This window comes from Salmonella enterica subsp. arizonae, from assembly GCF_008692845.1.
Classification (GTDB): Bacteria; Pseudomonadota; Gammaproteobacteria; order Enterobacterales; family Enterobacteriaceae; genus Salmonella; species Salmonella arizonae.
Window position 1 is genome coordinate 56,038 of record NZ_VXJW01000014.1, and the last position, 23,220, is coordinate 79,257.

Below are 23,220 nucleotides of genomic sequence, written 5' to 3' on the forward strand. Positions count from 1 at the left end.
ATGAAAAAAGCGCTTCTGGTGGTCAGTTTTGGCACCAGCTATCACGACACCTGTGAAAAAAATATTGTGGCGTGCGAGCGCGATCTGGCGGCATCCTGTCCCGATCGCGACCTGTTTCGCGCCTTCACTTCCGGAATGATCATTCGCAAGCTTCGCCAGCGTGACGGTATCGACATCGATACGCCATTCCAGGCTTTGCAAAAGCTTGCCGCACAGGGATATCAGGACGTAGCGATTCAGTCGTTGCACATTATTAACGGCGATGAATATGAAAAAATTGTCCGTGAAGTACAAACCTTGCGTCCGTTATTCACTCGCCTGACGCTGGGCGTGCCGCTGCTGAGCAGCCATAACGATTATGTGCAGCTAATGCAGGCGTTGCGACAACAGATGCCATCGCTCAGACAAACGGAGAAAGTCGTTTTTATGGGTCACGGCGCCAGCCATCATGCATTCGCAGCTTATGCCTGCCTCGATCATATGATGACCGCGCAGCGCTTTCCGGCGCGCGTCGGCGCTGTAGAAAGTTACCCGGAGGTCGACATCCTGATCGACAGTCTGCGTGACGAAGGCGTCACCGGCGTACATTTGATGCCATTAATGCTGGTGGCGGGCGATCACGCCATTAATGATATGGCTTCAGACGACGGCGACTCATGGAAAATGCGCTTTAACGCGGCGGGCATTCCGGCGACGCCGTGGCTGAGCGGGCTGGGAGAAAACCCGGCTATCCGGGCGATGTTTGTCGCGCATTTGCGCCAGGCGCTGAACATGGCGGTAGAGGAGGCGGCATGAACGGTAAATTATACGCATTAAGTACCGGGCCTGGCGCACCCGACCTGATAACCGTCCGTGCAGCGAGGATTCTTGGCTCGCTGGACATTCTGTATGCGCCCGCCGGTCGTAAGAGGGGCGATAGTCTGGCGCTATCGATTGTGCGCGACTATCTCGGCGAGCAGACGGAAGTACGTTGTTGCCATTTCCCTATGAGCGCTGACAGCGCCGAGAAAGAAGCGGTCTGGAACGAGGTTGCCGCCGCGCTTACCGCAGAGGTGGAAGCGGGTAAACAGGTCGGTTTTATTACCCTTGGCGATGCGATGCTATTCAGTACCTGGATTTTTTTACTCCAGCGTATCGGCTGCCCGACGTGGCTGGAGATTATCCCCGGCGTCACGTCCTTCGCCGCGATAGCCGCCCGCGCGAAAATGCCGCTCGCCATAGAACGGCAATCGCTGGCGGTTATTTCTTGTACCGCGCCGGAAGCGGAAATAGCCCAAGCGCTACAACAGCATGATAGCCTGGTGTTGATGAAAGTGTATGGCCGATTTGCCCGTATTAAAGCGTTGCTGGCGCAGGCTGGCCTGCTGGAGTTCGCCTTAATGATGTCCGAGGCTACACTGCCCGGCGAGCAGTGCTGGCGCCATCTCCACGAGGTCAACGATGATCGACCGTTGCCCTATTTTTCGACCATTCTGGTCAATAAACAGTGGGAGTAAGCAGAATGAAACTTGAACAACAGCTCAGACAGTTGTCTTTCAGTGGACTGGCTGCGGCGCTATTGCTGATGGTTGTCCCCGAACAGGCGTTTGCGATGCATATCATGGAGGGATTTTTACCGCCAGTGTGGGCGCTGGCCTGGTGGTTACTGTTTTTACCCTGCTTGTGGTATGGGCTGGTGCGCTTACGGCGTATTGTGCAGGAGGATAATCATCAGAAGGTACTGCTGGCGCTGTGCGGCGCGTTTATTTTTGTCCTGTCCGCGCTCAAAATTCCGTCGGTAACGGGGAGTTGTTCACATCCGACCGGCGTTGGTCTGGCGGTTATCTTGTTCGGGCCCGGGGTGGTGGCGATTCTCGGCGCGGTTGTGCTGTTGTTTCAGGCGCTATTGCTGGCGCACGGCGGCCTGACGACGCTTGGCGCAAATGGAATGTCGATGGCGGTGATTGGTCCGGTTGTCGGCTATCTGGTGTGGAAAATGGCCTGCCGCGCCGGGCTACGCCGCGATGTCGCCGTTTTTCTGTGCGCAATGCTGGCGGATTTGGCGACCTATTTTGTGACTTCAGTCCAGCTTGGTGTCGCATTCCCCGATCCTCAGGCTGGCGCAACGGGGTCTGTCGTGAAATTTATGGGGATTTTCTGTCTTACACAGATTCCTATCGCCATTGCCGAAGGTTTATTAACCGTCATGATTTACGACCAGTTGACCAAACGGCAACTGATCACCGTACAAGGACATTAAAATGAAAAAAACGTTGATGTTGTTAGCGATGGTAGTGGCGCTGGTGATTCTGCCGTTTTTTATTAACCATGGCGGTGAATATGGCGGTTCAGACGGCGAAGCGGAAAGTCAGATTCAGGCTATTGCGCCGCACTATAAACCCTGGTTTCAGCCGTTATATGAACCTGCCAGCGGTGAAATTGAAAGCCTGCTGTTTACCCTTCAGGGCTCTCTTGGCGCGGCGGTGATTTTTTATATCCTGGGGTATTGCAAAGGTAAACAGCGCCGTGATGACCGGGCTTGATCGACTCAGCTATCAAAGCCGCTGGGTACACGTTGCGCCGCAGCGCAAATTTTTGCTGTGGCTGGCGATGATGATACTGGCGTTTGTCCTGCCGCCTGTGGGGCAGGGCATTGAGTTGCTGATAATTGCCGGATTGAGCTGTTGGCTATTGCGCATATCCCTCTGGCGCTGGTGTCGATGGATGGCGATACCTTTTGGATTTTTGTTGGTCGGCGTGATAACGATTATCTTCAGCATCAGCCGCGAGCCGCAAATGCTGCTGGCTGGCATATCTGTCGGGCCGTACTGGATCGGGATTACCCGCGCGGGCGTGGTCACGGCGAATGAAACGTTCTGGCGTAGCCTGACAGCGCTGGCCGCGACTCTATGGCTGGTGATGAATCTGCCGTTTCCGCAGTTAATTAGCTTGCTTAAACGCGCGCATGTCCCACGCCTGCTTACCGAGCAAATCCTGTTAACGTGGCGCTTTATCTTTATTCTTCTGGATGAGGCCGTGGCAATCCGTCGCGCCCAAACACTACGTTTTGGCTATTGCAGCCTGCCGAAAGGCTATCGATCTCTGGCGATGTTGGTTGGACTCCTATTTACGCGAGTGTTAATGCGTTATCGGCAAATGACCACCACGCTGGATATCAAACTGTATCAGGGTGATTTTCACCTGTAAGGACTATTATGCTTGCCACTTCAGACCTGTGGTTCCGTTATCAGGATGAGCCGGTACTTAAAGGGTTAAATCTGGATTTTTCGCTCTCGCCTGTTACCGGTTTGGTGGGCGCGAACGGTTGTGGAAAGTCTACGCTTTTTATGAACCTGAGCGGCCTGTTGCGTCCGCAAAAAGGGGCTGTGTTGTGGCAGGGAAAACCACTGGATTACAGCAAGCGCGGACTACTGGCGCTGCGCCAGCAAGTTGCGACGGTTTTTCAGGACCCCGAACAGCAGATTTTTTATACGGATATCGATAGCGATATTGCGTTTAGTTTACGTAATTTGGGGGTGCCGGAGGCGGAAATCACGCGCCGCGTTGACGAGGCGCTAACGCTGGTTGACGCCCAACATTTTCGCCATCAGCCCATTCAGTGTTTGAGTCATGGGCAAAAAAAACGTGTGGCTATCGCCGGAGCGCTGGTGCTACAGGCACGCTATCTATTGCTGGATGAACCCACTGCCGGTCTCGATCCCGCAGGGCGCACTCAGATGATTGCTATCATCAGGCGGATTGTGGCGCAGGGAAATCATGTCATTATCTCCAGCCATGATATCGATCTTATTTATGAAATTAGCGATGCCGTATACGTGTTACGCCAGGGTCAGGTCCTGACGCATGGCGCGCCTGGCGAGGTTTTCGCGTGTACGGAAGCGATGGAACAAGCGGGGCTAACCCAGCCCTGGCTGGTCAAACTTCATACTCAACTGGGACTGCCGCTGTGTAAAACAGAAACGGAGTTTTTTCATCGAATGCAAAAGTGCGCATTCAGGGAGGCGTCATGACGCAGGCAGTTATGTTGCAGGGGACGGCATCTGACGTCGGAAAAAGTGTGCTGGCGGCGGGTTTATGCCGCATTTTTTATCAGGATGGTCTGCGTACCGCGCCGTTTAAATCGCAAAATATGGCGCTTAATTCTGGTATTACGCCGGATGGTAAAGAGATGGGGCGGGCGCAGATTTTTCAGGCGGAAGCCGCGGGGATCATGCCAGATGTGTGTATGAATCCGGTGCTGCTCAAACCGACCAGCGATCGCCAGGCGCAGATCGTGCTGATGGGGAAAGTGGCGACCAATATGGATGCGGTTAGTTACCATGACTATAAGCCACGTTTGCGTGAGCAAATTCTTGCGGTCTATAACAGCCTGGCGCGGGAATATGACGTTATCGTGCTGGAAGGCGCCGGCAGCCCGGCGGAAATCAATCTACGCGATCGTGATATCGTCAATATGGGAATGGCGGAAATGGCGCAGTGTCCGGTTATTCTGGTGGCGGATATCGATCGGGGCGGCGTATTCGCCGCTATCTATGGCACGCTGGCGCTGCTGCATAAACAGGAGCGTGACAGAGTAAAGGGCGTCATTATCAACAAATTCCGCGGCGATGTGGCGCTGCTCTATTCCGGTATCGAACAAATCGAATCGCTTACCGGGGTTCCTGTCCTGGGGGTGATGCCGTGGCTGGATGTGGATCTGGAAGATGAAGATGGCGTCGCGCTGCAAAACGGTAAATATAAGGGAAACGACGATCGTGATATCACCATTGCAATCGTGCAACTGCCGCATATTTCTAACTTTACGGATTTTAACGCTCTGGCGGCCCAGCCGGACGTCCGCATACGTTATGTCCGCCGCCCGGAAGAGTTAGCTGACGTTGATTTGGCGATCCTGCCGGGCAGTAAGAATACGCTGAGCGACCTCGCCTGGCTGCGCGAAAGCGGGATGGCGGATGCGGTATTGCAGACACATCGGCAGGGCGTGCCGGTGATGGGAATTTGCGGCGGCTACCAGATGCTGGGCGACACCATTGTGGATGAGGTGGAGTCGGGGCTGGGTACGCAGCCGGGCCTGGGGCTGCTTAATACGATCACTCGCTTTGCACAGGATAAAACTACGACGCAGGTTAACGCGACAATGTCAGGCGAGCTGCCCGGCTGGCTGGCTGCCGCGGCAGGGCTACCGGTACGCGGTTATGAAATCCACATGGGGGAAACGGTGCTGCAGGAAGGATGCTGTACGGCCATGACGTTACAGAAAAATGGATGTCCTGTGGCGGATGGCGCGGTCACCGCCGACGGACTGGCGTTTGGCACTTACCTTCACGGCCTGTTTGACAGCGATGCGTTTACCCGTGCGGTGGTCAATGGGTTACGGGCGCGAAAAGGACTTGCGCCGTGGGAAACGACTTTTTGTTATGCGGAGCATAAAGCGCGGCAATTTGATCTGCTGGCGGAAGCGATGCGGCAACATATTGATATTGATAAAATTTATACCATCATGCAGCAACATCAGGAGCCGGTATGATGATTCTGGTGACGGGCGGGGCGCGTAGTGGTAAAAGCCGTCATGCTGAAACCTTAATTGGCGATGCGCCGCAGGTACTGTATATCGCCACCTCGCAGATTCTTGATGACGAGATGGCGGCGAGAATTCAGCACCATAAAGATGGCAGGCCGGCACACTGGCGGACCGTAGAACGCTGGCGGCATCTTGATGCGTTGATTACCGGGGATCTCGCCCCTGATGACGCGATTTTGCTGGAGTGCGTTACTACAATGGTGACGAATCTGCTGTTTACGCTGGGGGGCGAGAGCGATCCCAAACATTGGGATTACGCGGCGATGGAACGTGCCATTGAAGATGAAATGCATATTTTAATTACTGCGTGTCAGCGCTGCCCGGCGAAAGTGATACTTGTTACGAACGAGGTGGGAATGGGGATTGTCCCGGAAAATCGTCTGGCGCGTCATTTTCGTGATATTGCTGGTCGGGTCAACCAACGACTGGCGGCGGCGGCGGATGAGGTCTGGCTGGTGGTCTCTGGTATTGGAGTCAAAATTAAATGAGTAAGCTGTTTTGGGCCACGCTCTCTTTTATTAGTCGCTTGCCCGTGCCGTCACGCTGGGCGCAGGGACTGGATTTCGAGCAGTATTCGCGCGGGATCGTGATGTTTCCCTTAATCGGGGCGATTCTGGGGGGGCTCAGCGGCCTGATTTTCATCCTCCTGCAACCCTGGTGCGGTATTCCGTTGGCGGCGCTGTTCTGCATTCTGGCGCTGGCGCTGCTGACCGGCGGTTTTCATCTGGATGGTCTGGCCGATACCTGCGATGGCATTTTTTCCGCGCGCCGCCGTGAACGGATGCTGGAGATTATGCGCGATAGTCGTCTGGGAACCCACGGTGGGTTGGCGCTCATTTTTGTGTTACTGGCAAAAATTCTGGTGGTCAGTGAACTGGCGTTACGCGGAACGCCAGTATTGGCGGCGCTGGCAGCGGCCTGTGCGGCTGGACGCGGTAGCGCCGCTTTATTGATGTACCGCCATCGTTACGCTCGTGAAGAAGGACTTGGCAACGTATTTATCGGTAAAGTCAGCGGAAGGCAAACCTGCGTTACGCTGGGATTGGCGGCAATTATAACCACGGTATTGCTGCCCGGTATGCAGGGACTGGCCGCAATAGTGATCACACTCGCGGCAATTTTCATACTTGGGCAGTTGCTTAAACGAACGCTTGGCGGGCAAACCGGCGATACGCTGGGCGCGGCGATCGAGCTTGGCGAACTGATCTTTCTGCTGGCTCTGTTATGAGCCTGTTATTACGAGCGATACACTTATGCAGACACTACACGCTTTACTCCGTGATATTCCCGCGCCGGACACCGACGCGATGGCGCGTGCGCAGCAACATATTGATGGTCTGCTCAAACCGCCGGGTAGCCTGGGAAGACTGGAGGCCTTAGCCGTTCAGCTTGCAGGAATGCCGGGTCTTAACGGTACGCCGCAGGTAGGCGAAAAAGCGATGCTGGTGATGTGCGCCGACCATGGCGTCTGGGATGAAGGCGTGGCGGTTTCGCCCAAAATTGTAACGGCGATTCAGGCGGCGAATATGACGCGGGGAACAACCGGCGTATGCGTGCTTGCCGCACAGGCTGGTGCGAAGGTGCATGTCATTGATGTCGGTATTGATGCTGAACCTATTCCAGGCGTAGTCAATATGCGCGTCGCGCGCGGCTGCGGGAATATCGCCGTTGGCCCGGCGATGAGTCGCTCCCAGGCCGAGGTACTTTTGCTGGAGGTGATCCGCTACACCTGCGACCTGGCACAACGCGGCGTGACCTTATTCGGCGTAGGTGAGCTGGGAATGGCAAACACTACGCCAGCCGCCGCGATGGTCAGCGTTTTTACAGGAAGTGATGCAAAAGAGGTGGTGGGGATTGGCGCGAATCTTCCGCCTTCCCGCATAGATAATAAAGTGGACGTAGTGCGGCGGGCGATTGCGATTAATCAGCCCGATCCACACGACGGCATTGATGTATTGTCGAAGGTAGGTGGTTTTGATTTGGTCGGGATGACCGGCGTGATGCTTGGCGCGGCAAGGTGTGGTTTACCCGTATTGCTGGATGGTTTTCTTTCCTACTCGGCAGCGCTGGCGGCCTGCCAGATTGCGCCTGCGGTAAGATCTTATCTGATACCATCGCACTTTTCGGCGGAAAAGGGCGCGCGCATCGCGCTCGCGCATTTGGCGATGGAACCCTATTTGCACATGGCGATGCGCTTAGGTGAGGGGAGCGGCGCGGCGCTGGCGATGCCGATTGTTGAAGCTGCGTGCGCGATGTTTCACAACATGGGCGAGCTGGCGGCCAGTAATATTGTCCTGCCGGGGGAAAAGCAAACATAACGTTATCGCGGAGCACAACATCAGCAATGTAAGAAAAAAGCTATACTTAACGCACGCCTGCCGCGACAGAGGAAGGGATATAATGCGTCGTGTAACACCTTTTTTTCTGCTTTTCGTCTTGTTGGTAAGCCATATCGCTCTGGCCATAAGCTATCCGCTGCCGCCTGAAGGTAGTCGTCTGGTAGGGCGTCCCGTCACGATAGCCATACCGCAGAACAATACTCAGCCCTTAGAAGCCTTTGCCGCTCGCTATGGCCAGGGGCTGAGTAACATGCTTGAGGCCAACCCCGGCGTTGATGTGTTTTTACCTGAGTCCGGCTCCACGCTGATGGTGCCGCAGCAGTTGATTCTGCCTGACACGGTTCGTGAAGGTATTGTGGTAAACGTCGCCGAGATGCGCCTTTATTATTATCCCGAAGGCACGAATACGGTTGAGGTGCTACCCATTGGTATTGGTCAGGCAGGCCGTGAAACACCACGCAACTGGGTAACTGCGGTGGAACGTAAACAAGATGGTCCGGTTTGGGTGCCAACGGCTAACACGCGTCGGGAATATGCGAAAGAGGGAAAAACGCTGCCCGCAATGGTGCCAGCAGGGCCGGATAATCCTATGGGGCTGTATGCGATATATATTGGTAGGTTATACGCCATTCATGGCACCAACGCGAATTTTGGCATTGGCCTTCGCGTCAGTCAGGGCTGTATCCGTTTGCGCAATGACGATATTAAATATTTATTCGACAATGTTCCTGTAGGAACCCGTGTTCAGATTATTGACCGACCCGTTAAATTTTCGCTTGAGCCGGATGGCAGTCGTTGGCTGGAGGTGCATGAACCGCTTTCGCGCAACCGCGCTGAATTTGAGTCAGATAATAAAGTGCCGCTACCGCTCACACCGACGTTACGTACTTTTGTTACCGGCGAAGGAACTGACATCACGCGCGCTAATGAAGCGCTGGAGCGCCGCTCAGGAATGCCGGTTAACATAAGCGCGGATTTGCCAGGCCATTAAATATTCAGCCACATTGCTGGTTGTTATGGGCTGAATTTCTGTATTGCTTCTTGTAGGCCGGATAAAGCGTTTATTCCGCTGTCTGGCAAAATGACATTGGGTTTGTCAGCAATTTGAAGTCTGTTTAAACACAGGCTTTTTGAACTGCCCCCCTTTGGGGGACCTGGAAACCTCTTCGATTGTCGTATGAGATGATAATATCTTCATAAAAGTGAAAAAGAATCCATTAAAAAATCGTCGTTAAAAACGATGGGGATGACTAATGCGATTTTTTTTGAACAAAATCGTGCAGCTAAAAATAAAAGTTGCGGATGTTATGGCGTAGATTAATTAAGTATTAGTTAGGTAATGCATATAATGAAACGAGCAAAGGGTAAATAGATGATTCTGTGATAATTAAGTTGGATGTAATCAAGGCTGAGGTTATAAAAACAACCTTTGTAAGGGCTGTTTTTGGCATCCTTGGTTAAATTAAGTGAGTGAGATATAGATATGAATTGATTGACGTTATAATTGATGGTTTTTTTAATGGAAAATGTCATGGTTGCGAATGATGCCGCAATCTTTTTTCACTCTTTAATGTCAATAATGAAACTAAATGGAGCTATCCAAATATAGATGTATTGGCGGGTGTTTGTTATTTGCACGCGAATAAAACCTATTAATTAATGCTATAAAGGAAATCATTATGAGTACACCTGATTATAGTAAAACTCCGACGATCACGACATATGATAACCGTCATTTGGCCGTACGTACCCTTGAGTGGTGTCGCCATCCGGACACGCCGCAGACGACGGAGATCCGCCCCACCTACTGTCAGTATGATGCACGTGGTTTTTTATCACAGAGCGCAGATCCCCGACTGGCGGCTGCCGGACTGAATAATTTTACTTGTGATTACGACCTGGGGGGCAGAGTGCTGCGTACCTGCAGCGCTGATGCCGGGACGTCCCTGGCGCTGAGTGATGCTGCCGGACGCACTGTACTGGGAATGAGTGGTCTGGTGGTGACGGCGTCAGGCAGCACAGATATGAGCAGAGCGGTGACTACCCGACGGCAATACGAGGACCGCAGTCTGCCGGGACGTCTGCTCAGCGTGGTTGAGCAGGCCAGCGGCAAGACGGGTCGGGTGACGGAGCGGCTGATCTGGTCGGAAAGTAGCGCGAAGGCAAGCGCGAACAACCTGGTAGGGACGTGCATCAGGCACTACGACCCGTCAGGATGCGTCGAGATTGGCAGTATAGCGCTAAGCGGGTTGGCGCTCTCGGTAACGCGGTGGCTGATGACGGATGATGAGGTGCAGGCTGACTGGCAGGGGGATGACCGCAGGGGGTGGGATGCACAACTGGACGACGTACCCTATGCTACTTTGAGCCAGGGCGATGCGGCCGGAAGAGTAGTTGGTATCACCGACGCAGTGGGCAACAAGCAGCGGATGGTGCTGGACATAGCAGGAATGTCAACAGGCCGCAGGCTGACGGTGAACGGAGAGGAGAAGGTCATAGTCAGGTCGACTACCCGAAGCGCCGTTGGACAGGTGTTGCAGGAGGAGCATGGCAACGGGGTGGTGGTAAACCGGGAGTACGAGCCACAGACGCAGTGGCTGAAAAGGATAAAAACAGAACGCCCGGCAGGGCATCCGCAGGGGGCAGGAGTGCTTCAGGACCTGCGTTATGAATATGACCCGGTAGGCAACGTGAAATGTGTTCGCAATGACGCAGAAGAAACCCGATTCTGGCGCAACCAGCAAGTGGAGCCGGAGAACCGATACGGTTATGACAGTCTCTACCAGTTGGTTAGCGCCAGCGGGCGAGAAAAGGTTAATATAGGCCAACAGAACCGTTCCTTCTTCCCCGCCGACAGTATCTCCTGTACCCGTTATCTACGCACCTATACCTACGACAGCGGCAACAACCTGACTCGGATACGACACAGCGCGTCGGGAAGTGGCAACTGTCACACCACATATATCACCGTCAGCGACAGCAGTAACCGGGCCGTATTACGTTCTCTAGCAGCGACGCCGGCAGAGGTGGAAATGCATTTTGGCCCAAGTGGGGAACAACTTCAGCTTCAGCCAGGCCAGGCGCTGGCATGGACAGAGCGTGGGGAGTTGTTACAGGTGACGCCGGTGGAACGTGAAGGAGCGCAGGACGATTGGGAATACTATCGATACGATGCGAGAAGCCAGCGAGTGGTGAAGGGAAGTCGGCGGCAGACAGGGAGTGGGACGCTGACCCAACGGGTAGTATACCTGCCGGGGCTAGAGCTGCGAACGAAAAGCAGTGGAGAAAGCCTGCAGACAGTGGTATCGGATAACGTGCGGTTATTGCACTGGGAGAGTGGAAAACCGGAGGGGCTTAGTAATGATGGGCTGCGTTACAGCTACGAGAATCTGACAGGATGCAGTGGGCTGGAGGTGGATGAAGATGGCTGCATCATTAGTATGGAGGAATACTACCCATACGGGGGAACGTCTGTCTGGAGCGGGAGTAGCGAAACGGAAGCAGACTATAAAACGGTGCGCTATTCAGGCAAAGAGCAGGATGCGACAGGGCTGTATTATTATGGTTATCGGTATTATCAGACGTGGGCGGGAAGGTGGACTAGCGCAGATCCTGCAGGGACGGCGGACGGCCTGAATATGTACCGCATGTGTCGGAATAATCCGGTGACGTTCAGGGATAGCAACGGTTTGCTGACGGAAAAGGAAATCCAGACTCTGATGTTCCAGACCAGGCAACATATGAGTCAGACCGGCAAGGATCTTGAGTCGGTAATGCACAATATCCTGGGATTAAACGGTGATGACGCGGCAGTGATCCGTAGCCGACTGGGAAATACGTTCCCCGAGCCTAGGGCAAGTACATCCGGTATAAATGAAATCACGGCTTTTGAGGAACAAATAGAGGCCATGAGTATGCCAGGGGGTAGTCTCCTTCATATCGATCTTCCCAGCCTCATGCCAGAGAATTTTCGACACCCGCCGTCTCCGGGCTGTTGTGTAGAATTGCCGTCGTTGACTTCTTCGGATACATCCGATGATGACATGTCCGGAGTGGAAAGCCCAGAGATGTCGCTTCCAGAGATTACTCCGGAATTGATGACGTCTCATTTTCCGAATATGTCCGAAGCTGACAGGCAAGCCTTAGAATATATTGCGAACCCTGAAAACTTTTCCCATACATTATATGCTGATGGCACGGTTGTATCTTTCAGTTATAAACGATTCCCCGGTCGTTTTACAAATAATTATAAACCAGATACATGGGCATTTCTATGTAACTTTAAATTACAAGAAATTGATAAGGGAGTTTATCCTTATTTTGCCAGCCATGTCGCGCAATATCAATATTTACTGGCAGCAGTCTCAGGTGGATGGGTAGGACAGATGCCATCAACTTTGATCAGGAAAAATGTCATTAATGAGGATACAATAGCGAACACTGCTGGGTTAAAGGGCGAGCAGTTAATGTCGGCTTTTCTTAATAATACGCCAAATGGGAAATCTACCGCTAAGATTTTGGAGGCTTTTAATCTTAACGCTACGTCAGTTAAAATCAAAAACACTTATGCAGGTATCAATTTTTATGTAAAATTAAAGCGTAAATAAATATAGTTATTTACCCAGATGCCAATTTTTATGATAAAAGTACGAGATTTATCTTAATAACTAAGAAGGAATGGTAAAATACCATCTGATAACAAATGCTTATCTGATGATCTAAATATAGATTACAATAATATGATTTTTTATGATGGCTTATGTCCTTTTTTAATAGACTTTTCGCGCCACCATTCTGACTTACTCAGAGTACGGTATACTATTGTCGGGAAAGCATTTAGCCTGCTTTAAAGTCGTAATAGCCTGAGCGGATAGCGCTATCAGTGAGGGCCATAATAGGGCTCCGTTTTCTCAGCGAACCGCGAGGCCTCCGATTAAGCTCAAAACCACAGATGTTTAAATAAATATCCTCCGGCATCGCCGGAGGTTTTGAGCCTGTCAGTAATTCTGTGTAACTGCCACTGTATTAAAGGTGAGCGCTCAGGCGGTCACCGAACTCGATAATAAAACGACTCATTGCCAGCCGCCAGTTCTGGATCGGCATACTCCATTTTTTCGACGCATCCTTGCTCGCCAGATACACAACCTTTCGCACCGAGTCATCTGTCGGGAACACCTTACGCTTTTTGATGGCATGCCGGCTCACGCTGTTCAGCGATTCTATCGCGTTCGTGGTGTCGATAGCCTTACGGATATCCGGCGGGTAGCCGAAGAATGTATTAAGGTTTTCCCAGTGCGCACGCCAGCTTTTGCTGATTTGCGGATATTTATCGTCCCATTCGCCCGCGAACGCATCCAGCGCCATCAGCGCCGCCTCTTCGGTCGGGGCCTGATAAACTGCTTTTAGCCCGCTAGTGACGGCTTTGTAGTCCTTCCAGGACACGCATTTCAGGCTGTTACGCACCATATGGATGATGCATAGCTGGATGTGAGTCTGTGGTTTCTGAACAGCACCTTCCATATCATAGTCGGGGTTATGGCGTATCAGTTTTTGCTGTACGGCATGACGCAGGATCGCTGTAATGTATTGTTGAATGCGCATGGCAACTTCAAGATAACCAAGTGCCTCAACCCTTTTCACAGGAACCAGCAGATCACCCGTATCCAGCTCGGCAACATCTTTATCGCCAGTAGCCGGGAAGACATAGGTTTCAAGGCGCTTCCATACGGAATCACCATAATCCTTTGACCATTTTGTTTTCGTGGCAAACCAAGCTTTAGCCACCATAGCGAAGGTGCGTGTCTTATCCCGCTTGGCCTTTAGTTCTTTAACCTCTGCCTGTTTCTTTGCATTAGGGTCAATGCCCTGAGCAAGAAGCCTTCTGGCCTCATCACGGCGTTGTCTTGCGTCAGAAAGAGAAACAGCAGGGTAAACGCCAATAGAGAAGAGTTTTTGCTTCCCTTCGAAGCGGTAGGCCATCTGCCAGTATTTCGAACCTTTAGGAGTAACACGAAGGAACATACCAAAGCCATCAGTCAGCCTGTATTCCTTCTCAAGGGGTTTTGCATTTTTTGCTTTAATATCAGTCGGTGACATGAGAACACCCCCTTGATTGTTGGTAAAAGGCAAATCGAACCAGCATTACCAGCATTTTTACCATCAAAATGATATGGCTTCGAGTGGTTTTTAGTGAACGAGGGTGAACGACTGAAGGGGGATAACCAATTGACAGAAATGCAGAAAGCAGACGCCAGTGAACGTCTGCTTCCCTTAAATTGGCTCCTCTGACTGGACTCGAACCAGTGACATACGGATTAACAGTCCGCCGTTCTACCGACTGAACTACAGAGGAATCGTGTGGAGTCGTATGTTAGCGGCGAAAAAATTTTTGTCAAACCCCATTTAACCCCTTGCAGGTTCAATTGCGGATTCTCTCATCACTTTGCTGCATTCGTAGGCATTTTTTCTGCAAAAAGCTTTGCAGCCTTACGATTTATCGCTCATTATTGAAATGTGGTTTTAACTTCACCCTTAAGGTCCATTTTGAACGTCTCCAATACCTTACGCAAGGTTGTCGTCCGTACGCCCTGGTATGCCAAACGCAAGAGCTACAACGTGTTGTTCTGGCGCGAAATCACCCCACTTGCTATCCCCATTTTTCTGGAAAATACCTGTGTTCTGCTGATGGGCGTGCTCAGCACTTTTCTTGTCAGTTGGCTGGGCAAGGAAGCAATGGCTGGGGTGGGGCTTGCCGACAGTTTTAATATGGTGATTATGGCTTTTTTTGCCGCGATCGATCTGGGGACGACGGTTGTTGTCGCCTTTAGTCTGGGTAAGCGCGACCGTCGACGAGCCAGGGCGGCCGCCAGGCAGTCGCTGGTGATCATGACGCTGTTTGCCGTATTGCTGGCGGCCGTCATACACTATTTTGGCAAGCAGATTATTGATGTCGTTGCCGGAGAGGCTACTGCAGATGTAAAAGATCTGGCGCTAATCTATCTGGAATTAACGGTTCTCAGTTATCCGGCGGCCGCTATTGCTCTGATTGGCAGCGGTGCTTTGCGTGGTGCCGGAAATACGAAAATACCCCTGCTGATTAATGGCAGCATGAATATGCTGAACATTATCATCAGCAGCATTCTTATCTACGGTTTTTTTTCCTGGCAAGGACTCGGGTTCATTGGCGCTGGGCTGGGGTTGACTATCTCTCGCTACATTGGCGCTATCGCAATTATCTGGGTTTTAATGATTGGGTTTAACCCCGCGCTACGTATTCCCCTTAAAAGTTATTTTAAACCCTTAAACTTTGCCATTATTTGGGAAGTGATGGGTATCGGGGTTCCAGCCAGCGTTGAGTCGGTTTTGTTTAATAGCGGGAAATTACTTACACAGATGTTTGTTGCTGGTATGGGCACCAGCGTCATCGCCGGTAATTTTATTGCATTTTCCATTGCGGCGTTAATTAACCTTCCGGGAAATGCTTTAGGTTCAGCATCCACTATCATTACAGGGCGTCGGCTAGGAAATGGACAGATAACCCAGGCAGAAATCCAACTTCGCCACGTGTTCTGGCTTTCTACTATAGGCCTGACGGCCATCGCGTGGATTAGTGCTCCCTTTGCCGGTATTATGGCGTCATTTTATACCCACGACCCGGACGTCAAAGATGTCGTGGTGATCCTTATCTGGCTGAATGCGGCATTTATGCCTATTTGGGCCGCCTCATGGGTACTGCCTGCCGGTTTTAAAGGCGCACGCGACGCGCGTTTCGCCATGTGGGTCTCAATGCTTGGAATGTGGGGCTGCCGCGTTGTTGCAGGCTACGTGCTGGGAATAGTACTTGGCTGGGGCGTGGTCGGTATCTGGCTGGGTATGTTTTTCGACTGGGCCGTACGTGCCGCTCTCTTTTACTGGAGAATGGTTAGCGGAAGATGGCTATGGAAATATCCGCGCCCTGAACGAAAAACAAGATGAAAAACGCTGTTACGCCTGAATATTCAGCGAAATGAAGAATATTTCAGCAAACAGAATTTTTTATGCATTCAGGCTTTGACAACCTGCAATCGCATCGTTACTATGCGCCCCGTTCACACGATTCCTCTGTAGTTCAGTCGGTAGAACGGCGGACTGTTAATCCGTATGTCACTGGTTCGAGTCCAGTCAGAGGAGCCAAATTCCTGTTTTCAGGCGTACCTGGAAGCTCCAGTTTAATTAGCTTTCAATAAGTTAGCGTGAAAATCTCTCCGATGTGCATCCGGTTTACCCTGTGCATACGACAAAATAGTGGTCATCTCAGTTCAATGATAGAGTGGCCGCCATATGCGCCATCAAATGCAAAAACCTATAGAATTAAGCCTCCTAACGACCCTTTAAACTGACCGATTTCTCACGGTCGGTATCTGCTGCGCCTCTTTCAAGTTACGAACATTTTATGCAGACAGGAACTTAGTTCGCGACAAAGAAGGTCACTCACTGGCGCTGTTTTTGCAACCCAAAGGATCATTACGCAACACGTCGGCTAATATCCTTACTGTCAACCACGTATGAACGGTCAATGGATGATCGTCAGCCATAGCAACCAAGGGATGTCAAATACCAATCTGTTCTGCCTACAGCTCATGATTTATGCGCTTTATGATTATTTTGTGTATAAACCTGCATCAAGTTACCCCGCCAGAAGAGCATCAGCCTGTACCAGCGGAGCAGCTTTAAACACAACCAGTGCAGCATCCGAATAAGCTTTACGAAAAGCGCGCAGGTCATTCGTTAGCTTACCGCTTAACTACCATGGATCGCGCTTTTTCACCCAACGCGATTATCGGCGACAGCCCCTCCAGACGATATTTTGTTAGCGAAACGGTGGTTCATTAAAGGTGCGTAATTTACGTGAGTGTAGTCGATCACCTTCTGCGCGTAGCAAATCAATAGCACGAATACCAATTTGCAAATGTTCTGAAATAGCTCCCTCATAAAACCGGTTTGCCTGCCCTGGCAGTTTTATTTCACCGTGTAAAGGTTTATCAGAGACACAAAGCAAAGTGCCGTACGGCACGCGGAAGCGATAGCCCTGGGCCGCAATCGTCGAGCTTTCCATATCAATCGCGACAGCACGGCTGAGGTTGAATCGCAGCGCAGAAGCGGAATAGCGAAGCTCCCAGTTACGATCATCCGTTGTGACGACTGTTCCCGTACGCAGTCGTTGTTTCACCTCTTCGCCGGGCATCCTGCTAACCGCTTTGGTAGCGTCATATAGCGCACGCTGTACTTCCGCAATACTTGGGATCGGAATATCAGGAGGCAGAACGGCATCCAGCACGTGATCATCGCGTAAGTAAGCATGAGCCAGCACATAATCACCAATCGCCTGGCTTTCTCGTAATCCTCCACAGTGTCCAATCATCAGCCAGACATCGGGGCGCAACACGGCCAAATGATCGCAAATCGTTTTAGCATTTGAAGGTCCGACACCGATATTCACCAGCGTAATACCCTGACCATCTGCAGTGACCAGATGCCAGGCAGGCATCTGATGTTTTTTCCAAGCCAGATCGGAGATGGCCTCTTCCGGCGCTTCAGTTTCCGCCGTGATCCAAATTCCACCAGCACAGGAAAGCGCGATATAAGGGCTGTTGGGATCAAGGATTTGGCTGCATCCCCAACGCACAAACTCATCGACATAGCGGGTATAGTTGGTAAACAGCACGAAAGGCTGAAAATGTTCGACTGGCGTACCGGTATAGTGTCGTAACCGGGCCAACGAGAAATCAACGCGACGTGCGTCAAAGTGCGATAACGGGTAGAACTCGCCGGGGTGGAACAGACCATCTGCCGTCTCATCACCAATCTGCGCCAGTTCTGTTGTGGGAAAATGGCGCGTTAGGTCGGCGCTCATAGAACGATCCAGTGTCAGCGCTGAGCCGTCTATCACGTAAGGATACGGAATCTCATGGTGTGAGGCTTCAACCGCAATATGCGCGCCATAATCCTGATAAACGAGGTTAAGCTGTCCCAGGAGATAAGCGCGAAATAGCGCAGGCCGCGTAACGGTAGTGGTATAACAGCCGGGATGAGTAAAGCGTCCAAAAGCGCGTGTCTTAGGTAGGTTCGGAGTCGCGCCATCCCAGCTTACAGATAGCGAAGGATAAACAAAGAGTCCATTAAGTCTTGCATGGGGATCGGGTAGCGTACCGTTATCAATATAGGAGGCGATGGCTTCACGGAGCGCGTTAACCGACTGCTCGTACAGCTCCTCCAGGCGATCCAGCGCCTGCTCGGGCGTCAGGTTTGTGCCTTTATGTTCCATATTATTCTCCTTGGCGTTTACAAGTGAGGCACGTCATTCGATATTATGATAGCAAAGGGGAGAAAATGAAGGGATTAGCGTAAGAGCGGCGGCAGTAAACATGAACAATTTAAAAAGGAAAGTCGGCGCATTATGCGCCGATTTTTCTTTTTCACAGAAAGAGAACTATCTTAATGGATCACTCTTCAAATTTTATCGGATTATCACTATAGGCCGCCAGCTTCGCGCGCATCCAGCTGCTATTGTTATTAACTGCGCTTACCACACCAGTGTTTTCTCCACCGCCAACCTGTAAGTGGAATATCCCGCGTGACGAGAAATCTACGTACTTAGGATCCATGAAATCCCGCTCGTGACGCTGGTATATCTCCTGTGGTTTTTTGCCCATTATGCTGGCGTGAATATCAAGGAACTCAATATCCAGCAGGTCCGTGTTAATGGTTCCCAGAGAGTTGCTAATCTTAGCGTGGCCCATCAGGTAACTACCGACGGTCCCCCAGAATTTCTCTTCTAACGCGCTGACCGACTCGGAAACGGTGGCCAGACGGCTGGCCCGAACACCCTTACTCGTCGCAGGCTAAAAAGAGAGGTTAATTGCCGACGCACCTGAAAATGGGATGGTTAAGAATGGAAAATACGAAGGAGTGGCTATATCCGATGTCGAAGCGGTTAATCGCCAATACGTTCAAGCAGTTCAGGTAACCGCTCCAGAGGCAGGGCGGGATAGTGATTTTTAACCGGCGGCGCGGTGATGCCTTCCAGATGCAACGCCGGGTTGTTTTCGGTAAGTCCCTGCTGAACGGCGTAACACATAATGTTGCAAAGCTGCTGCCGGGTTCGGGACGCGACTTCCAGAAAGCCTTTCTCTCGATAACTCTCAGTAACGCTGTGAAATGCTGCGTTTTCAGCGTGGTGACGGGCAGATGAGCAATCGCCGGGAAGATATGATTTTTCATGCTGGCAAGAATACGCGTGGCAGAGTCAGACGACCATTTTTTGTTGGTTTTGTGCCATGCCAGAGCCACTGCTTTAAAACACTTTTCCGGTGAAGCTGCGGCTTTATCAGCCATGCGCTGTTGGGCGGGGTTGATATTCTGCGCCAGTAGTTTACGGACGCCGTCGCGCTGTTGCCTTGCTCCAGCAAGCGAAACCAGCGGATACGCGCCCAGACTGACGCGGGACTCTTTGCCGTTGAAGCGATACTTGAGATACCAGATACGCGAACCGCCGGGATTGGCCAGCAGGTAGAGACCGTGCGAATCAGACAGTTTTACGGGTTTAAAAGAGGGTTTTAAGTTGCGGATTTTTGGATCATTTAAAGACCTTTGGGGAACACTCCAGAATCGAACCAACCTGACCCCAAATCTGACCACCAAATTAACCGCATGCGGAAGAAAAACTGAGTACGCATCGGGAAAGATTTTTACGCTAACCTGTTGAATCTAAATTTAATAGAGGCATGCAGGGAAGCGTAAGAATCGGAATTTGGCTCCTCTGACTGGACTCGAACCAGTGACATACGGATTAACAGTCCGCCGTTCTACCGACTGAACTACAGAGGAATCGTGTGAACGGGGCGCATAGTAACGATGTGCGATCGGCTTGTCAAAGGGGAACTAAGATTAGACGTCTGTTTGCTGATAAAAACAACAAGGCGTTGAAATTTTGCTCTAATTCATAATTTGCCCCTGCGTGGTGCAACTTTGCCTGTAATTGCATAAGTCAAATGCTGTGGTCTTACTGCGATGGCTGTGTACCTGCGTCTGATGAAGCGTGAAAAGCTGGCAGATATTTTGCAAAGAATTTTAAGACGTGACGCCGTAGAGATTAAGGGCAGGGGATAGTATGAACTTCAGGCGTTTGAAATACTTTGTGAAAATTGTTGATACAGGCTGCGGAAGTGTTACATATCACGCAGCCAGATCTCAGTCAGCAGGTAGCTACTCTGTAAGGAGAGCTTAGCCAGCAGCTATTTTTATTTCTCGGGTTCTTTTTATTTTAAGCAGGGATGCCTTATCAGGATAACCTCCATATGCAAATGCGTTGAAACCGCCATTAGCTCATCGGGAATAGCGACGACCTGGAAGTTGTAGTATAGGGTTCGAGTTCTCGATGGCGGTCCACTCTACCAGGCAGAGATAAATACAGACAGAAATTCATCTTTCGTATCTTATCCACTATTCAGTTTAATCGGGAAAACGGGGAACTCTTATATATCATACTATTGTCGATAATCTACATCAGGGTGAATAACGGTGAAAACACTGTATCACCAGCCGTTATTAACATCCGGAAACGGAGCGCCGAAACATGCTGGCCTCATGTTATTCTCCGTGCAGGTCAGGGAACTGCTCTGCACGAGCTGCGTATCAAAGAAAACAGCGATCAAGCCGGGTAAGTTCCCGGCTTTATGATGACTTTTAGATACCGGAGGGTCAGTCCTTTTTCGCCGCATTGGCAAAGAAGATATCGGATTGAATATCCTGGGTACGAAGAGTGAAAAGTTGATTTGTTAACGCTTCCGTCAGCTTTTCTGCATCAGCCATGATCCGTAAATTAAAATCGTTCAACATTTTATCCGCCGCATCTTTATTGATTTTAGCCATATTCAGATATTCCGCTTCGACTTCTTGCTGCTCTTTCGCTATTTTGGCCTCCCATTCGGCGTAGGCTTTCTTCACGATGGGAGCGAGCTTAGGGTAGTCCGTCATTGTTAATGTTTGTAATTTCCGGTATTTCCAGTAAATAGACTGACTGTCGGCTTTATCCGTACCCATAGTATAGTTTGCCGGATACGCCTTTAAACCGCTGTAATAGGGGACGAAAGCGGTTAAATCGGCCATGCCTAAACCAATGTAGCTGACTTCACCAATTTCTTTCGGCAGCCACGGACGGACCTGCATCACATGCGCTTCATAGGTGCGAAAAACGCTGACGGGGCGCCAGGGCTCTTTGCCATTCAGACCGTTAGAGTAAGGATCGTGTTTTGTCCCCTCGTAATGGCTGCGTAAAACGGCTTTGACGTCATCAAGCGTCATTTTCTTCTCAGGCATCATGAAAACAGGGAACAGCCTTCCGGCGGTCATATCTTGTTTTACTGAAGGATTAAATTTTTGCTGAATGGTCCATACGCGCGGATCGTTATAAGTACGATCTCGCTCATCGTCACGTGTGTAGGCTTTGGAGAAATTAAACTTACCGTCTTTTTGTGGATTATAAAGTCCTTTTTCAGTGGCAAACGTCACCAAAGACTTTGAACCCATCATGTTTGCATCGTTTGGATCGTAATTCTGTAGGCGCCCTTGATTACCGGTGGCAAAATACTGATCGGCTGGGAGGCGCTGCGCCATCCATTGATGACCTGTAGCGGTTTCCAGATACCAGATTTCATTATCATCCACCACTGCGACGCCAAAACCTTCTCCGGCGCCAACGGTTTCAATAATGTGCCCCAGCAGCGCAATCGCCTCACGTGAGGTTTTGGTCTGCGAAAGCAAGATATCCGGGATATCGTCTTCGGTAATGCCTTTATCTTCAACGTAGGGATCGAAGGCGAGAGCTTTGGGCGAGGCAAAAATAGACTCCGTACCGCTTACGCCCACGCCCGCTTCGTTAAAACCGGTAGCGCCGTGTAGCTGCGTTTTCCAGTTCGGCACCGTCGTATAACGCAACGACTCTTTTGGTAATGGCCAGGTAAAATCATTCGCGCCATTATGCGCTTTGGTGCTATACATCCCGGTCTGATTATGCATAGCGGGATGGATTACAAAATGCTGTGCTTTCATTGCATCACTGTCTGCGCTACGGGCGACGATCATCGAGCCGTCTGATGACGCTTCGTTGCCTACCAGTAGCGTTGTACAGGAGAAGCCTGATGAGATGAACGCTAAATTTATTGACAATGCAAGCACACATTTTTTAAAAGAAAACATATTTTTCCCTCTTAAACGCCATAAATACACCGGAATCACTCCGTGCCATTAAGTACGGAAGCGATATTGAACATCAGCTTTCGCCAGGAAAAACGCGTCTGCCCACGCTTTCCCGAATATCTGCAGTATGTTCTGGTCATTCCTTAATGAAATAAAAATAACCATGTTGTTTATTTATTCATCTATAGATATCCTGGTATTCAGGATACTCCCTAAACCAGGCGGAAGGATAGCAATCAGATAAAGGATTTCAGTGACACGCTTCTCAATATATTAGTACTTAAAAAAGCCCTATTTTATCATTCTGGAATTTTTAACTATGTTATTAGAACGATAAGAAGGTTTATCAGCGTCGTGTTACAAAAATAAAGGATAGCGGTTACGGAGACACAAAGCAAAAAACCTGCTTGAAAGCAGGCTTTTCTGAATTTGGCTCATCTGACTGAATGCGGATATTTATGTATCTTATTAAATCTATATATATTTTAATTTGAAAATAGGAATAAAGCCCTCAATAAGAAGGCCTCAAATATTACTGATGCTTTAAAATGTGATATTTGTCATGTTTTAGATTGTTGTTCTGATCGTAGATAGCTATGACAGCCAGAAGCGGGTATTTGCTGAACCACTACAGATGACACTCAACCGGCTCAGTCACAAAGGATAAAATAGTGACGTGTATTTTACCTCTCACTGGTATTGACATAAAGTTACAAACCTACCAAGCCTTGTGTGCCACAGTACCTCATTTTTGCTTTGTCCTACATCAATTTAATTGTAAAGATCATTTGATGAAATACACTACATATAGGCCTTAACCTTTTAACTGGCACATGATGTTGTGTTTATGAATGGGGCTGGTAATTTTAATGATGGTGCCGTATCGCATGTCAAAGGCTATTTGGCTAGGCGAATTGTGACCCTGGCCCAAATTCAGCACAGTGCTAAATCAGAGATCTTCGTCTTTCCGGAGACTTCGGATAAATTCAGCCGGAGTCATGTCATTTAATGATGAATGCGTTCTCTCATGATTGTATTCCCTGCGCCAGTTGTCGAGTTTTTCCT

The 23,220-nt window shown here is 50.4% G+C and carries 16 protein-coding genes, 3 tRNA genes and 4 pseudogenes; 15 read left to right on the top strand and 8 right to left on the bottom strand.

The features are described 5' to 3' along the window. The 12 genes and pseudogenes from cbiK (at position 1) to F4V61_RS19660 (ending at position 12,527) form a co-directional block, all read left to right on the top strand. The gene (gene cbiK / locus F4V61_RS19605) at positions 1–795 is read left to right on the top strand and encodes a sirohydrochlorin cobaltochelatase (RefSeq protein WP_038395621.1); all 795 of its coding nucleotides are present in this window, start codon (positions 1–3) and stop codon (positions 793–795) included. Further along, positions 792–1,496, top strand: a complete 705-nt coding sequence (locus F4V61_RS19610; RefSeq protein WP_080161265.1) for a cobalt-factor II C(20)-methyltransferase — start codon at positions 792–794, stop codon at positions 1,494–1,496. The genes cbiK and F4V61_RS19610 overlap by 4 nt, the downstream gene beginning before the upstream one ends. 5 nt (positions 1,497–1,501) lie before the next feature. Then, positions 1,502–2,239 (top strand): cobalt ECF transporter S component CbiM, encoded by a 738-nt coding sequence (gene cbiM / locus F4V61_RS19615; RefSeq protein ID WP_079781419.1) that lies wholly within the window; start codon positions 1,502–1,504, stop codon positions 2,237–2,239. Between the two features lies 1 nt (position 2,240). After that, on the top strand, positions 2,241–2,522 hold the full coding sequence (locus tag F4V61_RS19620; protein ID WP_000753211.1) for an energy-coupling factor ABC transporter substrate-binding protein: 282 nt from the start codon (positions 2,241–2,243) through the stop codon (positions 2,520–2,522). Then, a complete protein-coding gene (locus F4V61_RS19625) occupies positions 2,509–3,186 on the top strand; it encodes an energy-coupling factor ABC transporter transmembrane protein (protein ID WP_079781420.1) in 678 nt (225 codons plus the stop codon). The genes F4V61_RS19620 and F4V61_RS19625 overlap by 14 nt, the downstream gene beginning before the upstream one ends. 8 nt (positions 3,187–3,194) lie before the next feature. Continuing rightward, the gene (locus tag F4V61_RS19630) at positions 3,195–4,010 is read left to right on the top strand and encodes an energy-coupling factor ABC transporter ATP-binding protein (RefSeq protein WP_000881537.1); all 816 of its coding nucleotides are present in this window, start codon (positions 3,195–3,197) and stop codon (positions 4,008–4,010) included. Further along, positions 4,007–5,527, top strand: a complete 1,521-nt coding sequence (locus F4V61_RS19635) for a cobyric acid synthase (RefSeq protein WP_080161264.1) — start codon at positions 4,007–4,009, stop codon at positions 5,525–5,527. Before F4V61_RS19630 ends, F4V61_RS19635 begins: the two co-directional genes overlap by 4 nt. Next, the gene (cobU, locus tag F4V61_RS19640) at positions 5,524–6,069 is read left to right on the top strand and encodes a bifunctional adenosylcobinamide kinase/adenosylcobinamide-phosphate guanylyltransferase (protein ID WP_080161263.1); all 546 of its coding nucleotides are present in this window, start codon (positions 5,524–5,526) and stop codon (positions 6,067–6,069) included. Before F4V61_RS19635 ends, cobU begins: the two co-directional genes overlap by 4 nt. Then, positions 6,066–6,809 (top strand): adenosylcobinamide-GDP ribazoletransferase, encoded by a 744-nt coding sequence (gene cobS, locus F4V61_RS19645; RefSeq protein WP_000040011.1) that lies wholly within the window; start codon positions 6,066–6,068, stop codon positions 6,807–6,809. The genes cobU and cobS overlap by 4 nt, the downstream gene beginning before the upstream one ends. A gap of 25 nt (positions 6,810–6,834) precedes the next feature. Then, positions 6,835–7,931, top strand: a pseudogene (cobT, locus tag F4V61_RS19650) (nicotinate-nucleotide--dimethylbenzimidazole phosphoribosyltransferase). Between the two features lie 50 nt (positions 7,932–7,981). Beyond that, positions 7,982–8,911 (top strand): L,D-transpeptidase, encoded by a 930-nt coding sequence (ldtA, locus tag F4V61_RS19655; RefSeq protein ID WP_058345062.1) that lies wholly within the window; start codon positions 7,982–7,984, stop codon positions 8,909–8,911. A gap of 688 nt (positions 8,912–9,599) precedes the next feature. Beyond that, a complete protein-coding gene (locus F4V61_RS19660) occupies positions 9,600–12,527 on the top strand; it encodes an RHS repeat domain-containing protein (protein ID WP_080161262.1) in 2,928 nt (975 codons plus the stop codon). Positions 12,528–12,945: 418 nt separating this feature from the next. On the opposite strand, the gene F4V61_RS19665 is transcribed toward F4V61_RS19660, so the two are convergent. Beyond that, positions 12,946–14,016 carry a transposase gene (locus F4V61_RS19665; protein ID WP_079781425.1) on the bottom strand — a complete coding sequence of 357 codons (1,071 nt, stop codon included), beginning with the start codon at positions 14,014–14,016 and terminating at the stop codon, positions 12,946–12,948. Positions 14,017–14,196: 180 nt separating this feature from the next. Then, positions 14,197–14,272, bottom strand: a tRNA-Asn gene (locus tag F4V61_RS19670). Between the two features lie 159 nt (positions 14,273–14,431). Here F4V61_RS19670 and F4V61_RS19675 point away from each other — a divergent pair. Next, positions 14,432–15,894, top strand: a pseudogene (locus tag F4V61_RS19675) (EmmdR/YeeO family multidrug/toxin efflux MATE transporter). Between the two features lie 122 nt (positions 15,895–16,016). After that, positions 16,017–16,092: transfer RNA gene (locus tag F4V61_RS19680), tRNA-Asn, on the top strand. A 676-nt stretch (positions 16,093–16,768) separates the two neighbouring features. Here F4V61_RS19680 and F4V61_RS19685 read toward each other — a convergent pair. From F4V61_RS19685 to F4V61_RS19700, 4 genes and pseudogenes are all read right to left on the bottom strand, one after another. Beyond that, complete coding sequence (locus F4V61_RS19685) at positions 16,769–18,223, bottom strand: AMP nucleosidase (protein ID WP_000400306.1); 1,455 nt, start codon at positions 18,221–18,223, stop codon at positions 16,769–16,771. Between the two features lie 178 nt (positions 18,224–18,401). Then, positions 18,402–18,698: a hypothetical protein gene (locus F4V61_RS19690; protein ID WP_065305275.1), complete on the bottom strand. Its 297-nt coding sequence runs from the start codon at positions 18,696–18,698 to the stop codon at positions 18,402–18,404. 197 nt (positions 18,699–18,895) lie between these two features. Next, positions 18,896–19,575 (bottom strand): annotated as a pseudogene (locus tag F4V61_RS19695) (tyrosine-type recombinase/integrase); the annotation flags it as partial. 134 nt (positions 19,576–19,709) lie between these two features. Continuing rightward, positions 19,710–19,785 (bottom strand) — tRNA-Asn (locus F4V61_RS19700). Between the two features lie 283 nt (positions 19,786–20,068). On the opposite strand from F4V61_RS19700, the pseudogene F4V61_RS19705 reads away from it, so the two are divergent. Beyond that, a pseudogene (locus tag F4V61_RS19705) lies at positions 20,069–20,171 on the top strand (nitrogen assimilation transcriptional regulator); the annotation flags it as partial. A gap of 487 nt (positions 20,172–20,658) precedes the next feature. Here the strand turns inward: F4V61_RS19705 and F4V61_RS19710 are convergent. Together F4V61_RS19710 and F4V61_RS19715 are read right to left on the bottom strand one after the other, a co-directional pair. Beyond that, the gene (locus tag F4V61_RS19710) at positions 20,659–22,155 is read right to left on the bottom strand and encodes a C69 family dipeptidase (protein ID WP_080161260.1); all 1,497 of its coding nucleotides are present in this window, start codon (positions 22,153–22,155) and stop codon (positions 20,659–20,661) included. A 949-nt stretch (positions 22,156–23,104) separates the two neighbouring features. Continuing rightward, positions 23,105–23,220 (bottom strand): integrase core domain-containing protein (locus F4V61_RS19715; protein WP_139385718.1); only part of this gene is annotated, 116 nt, incomplete at its 5' end.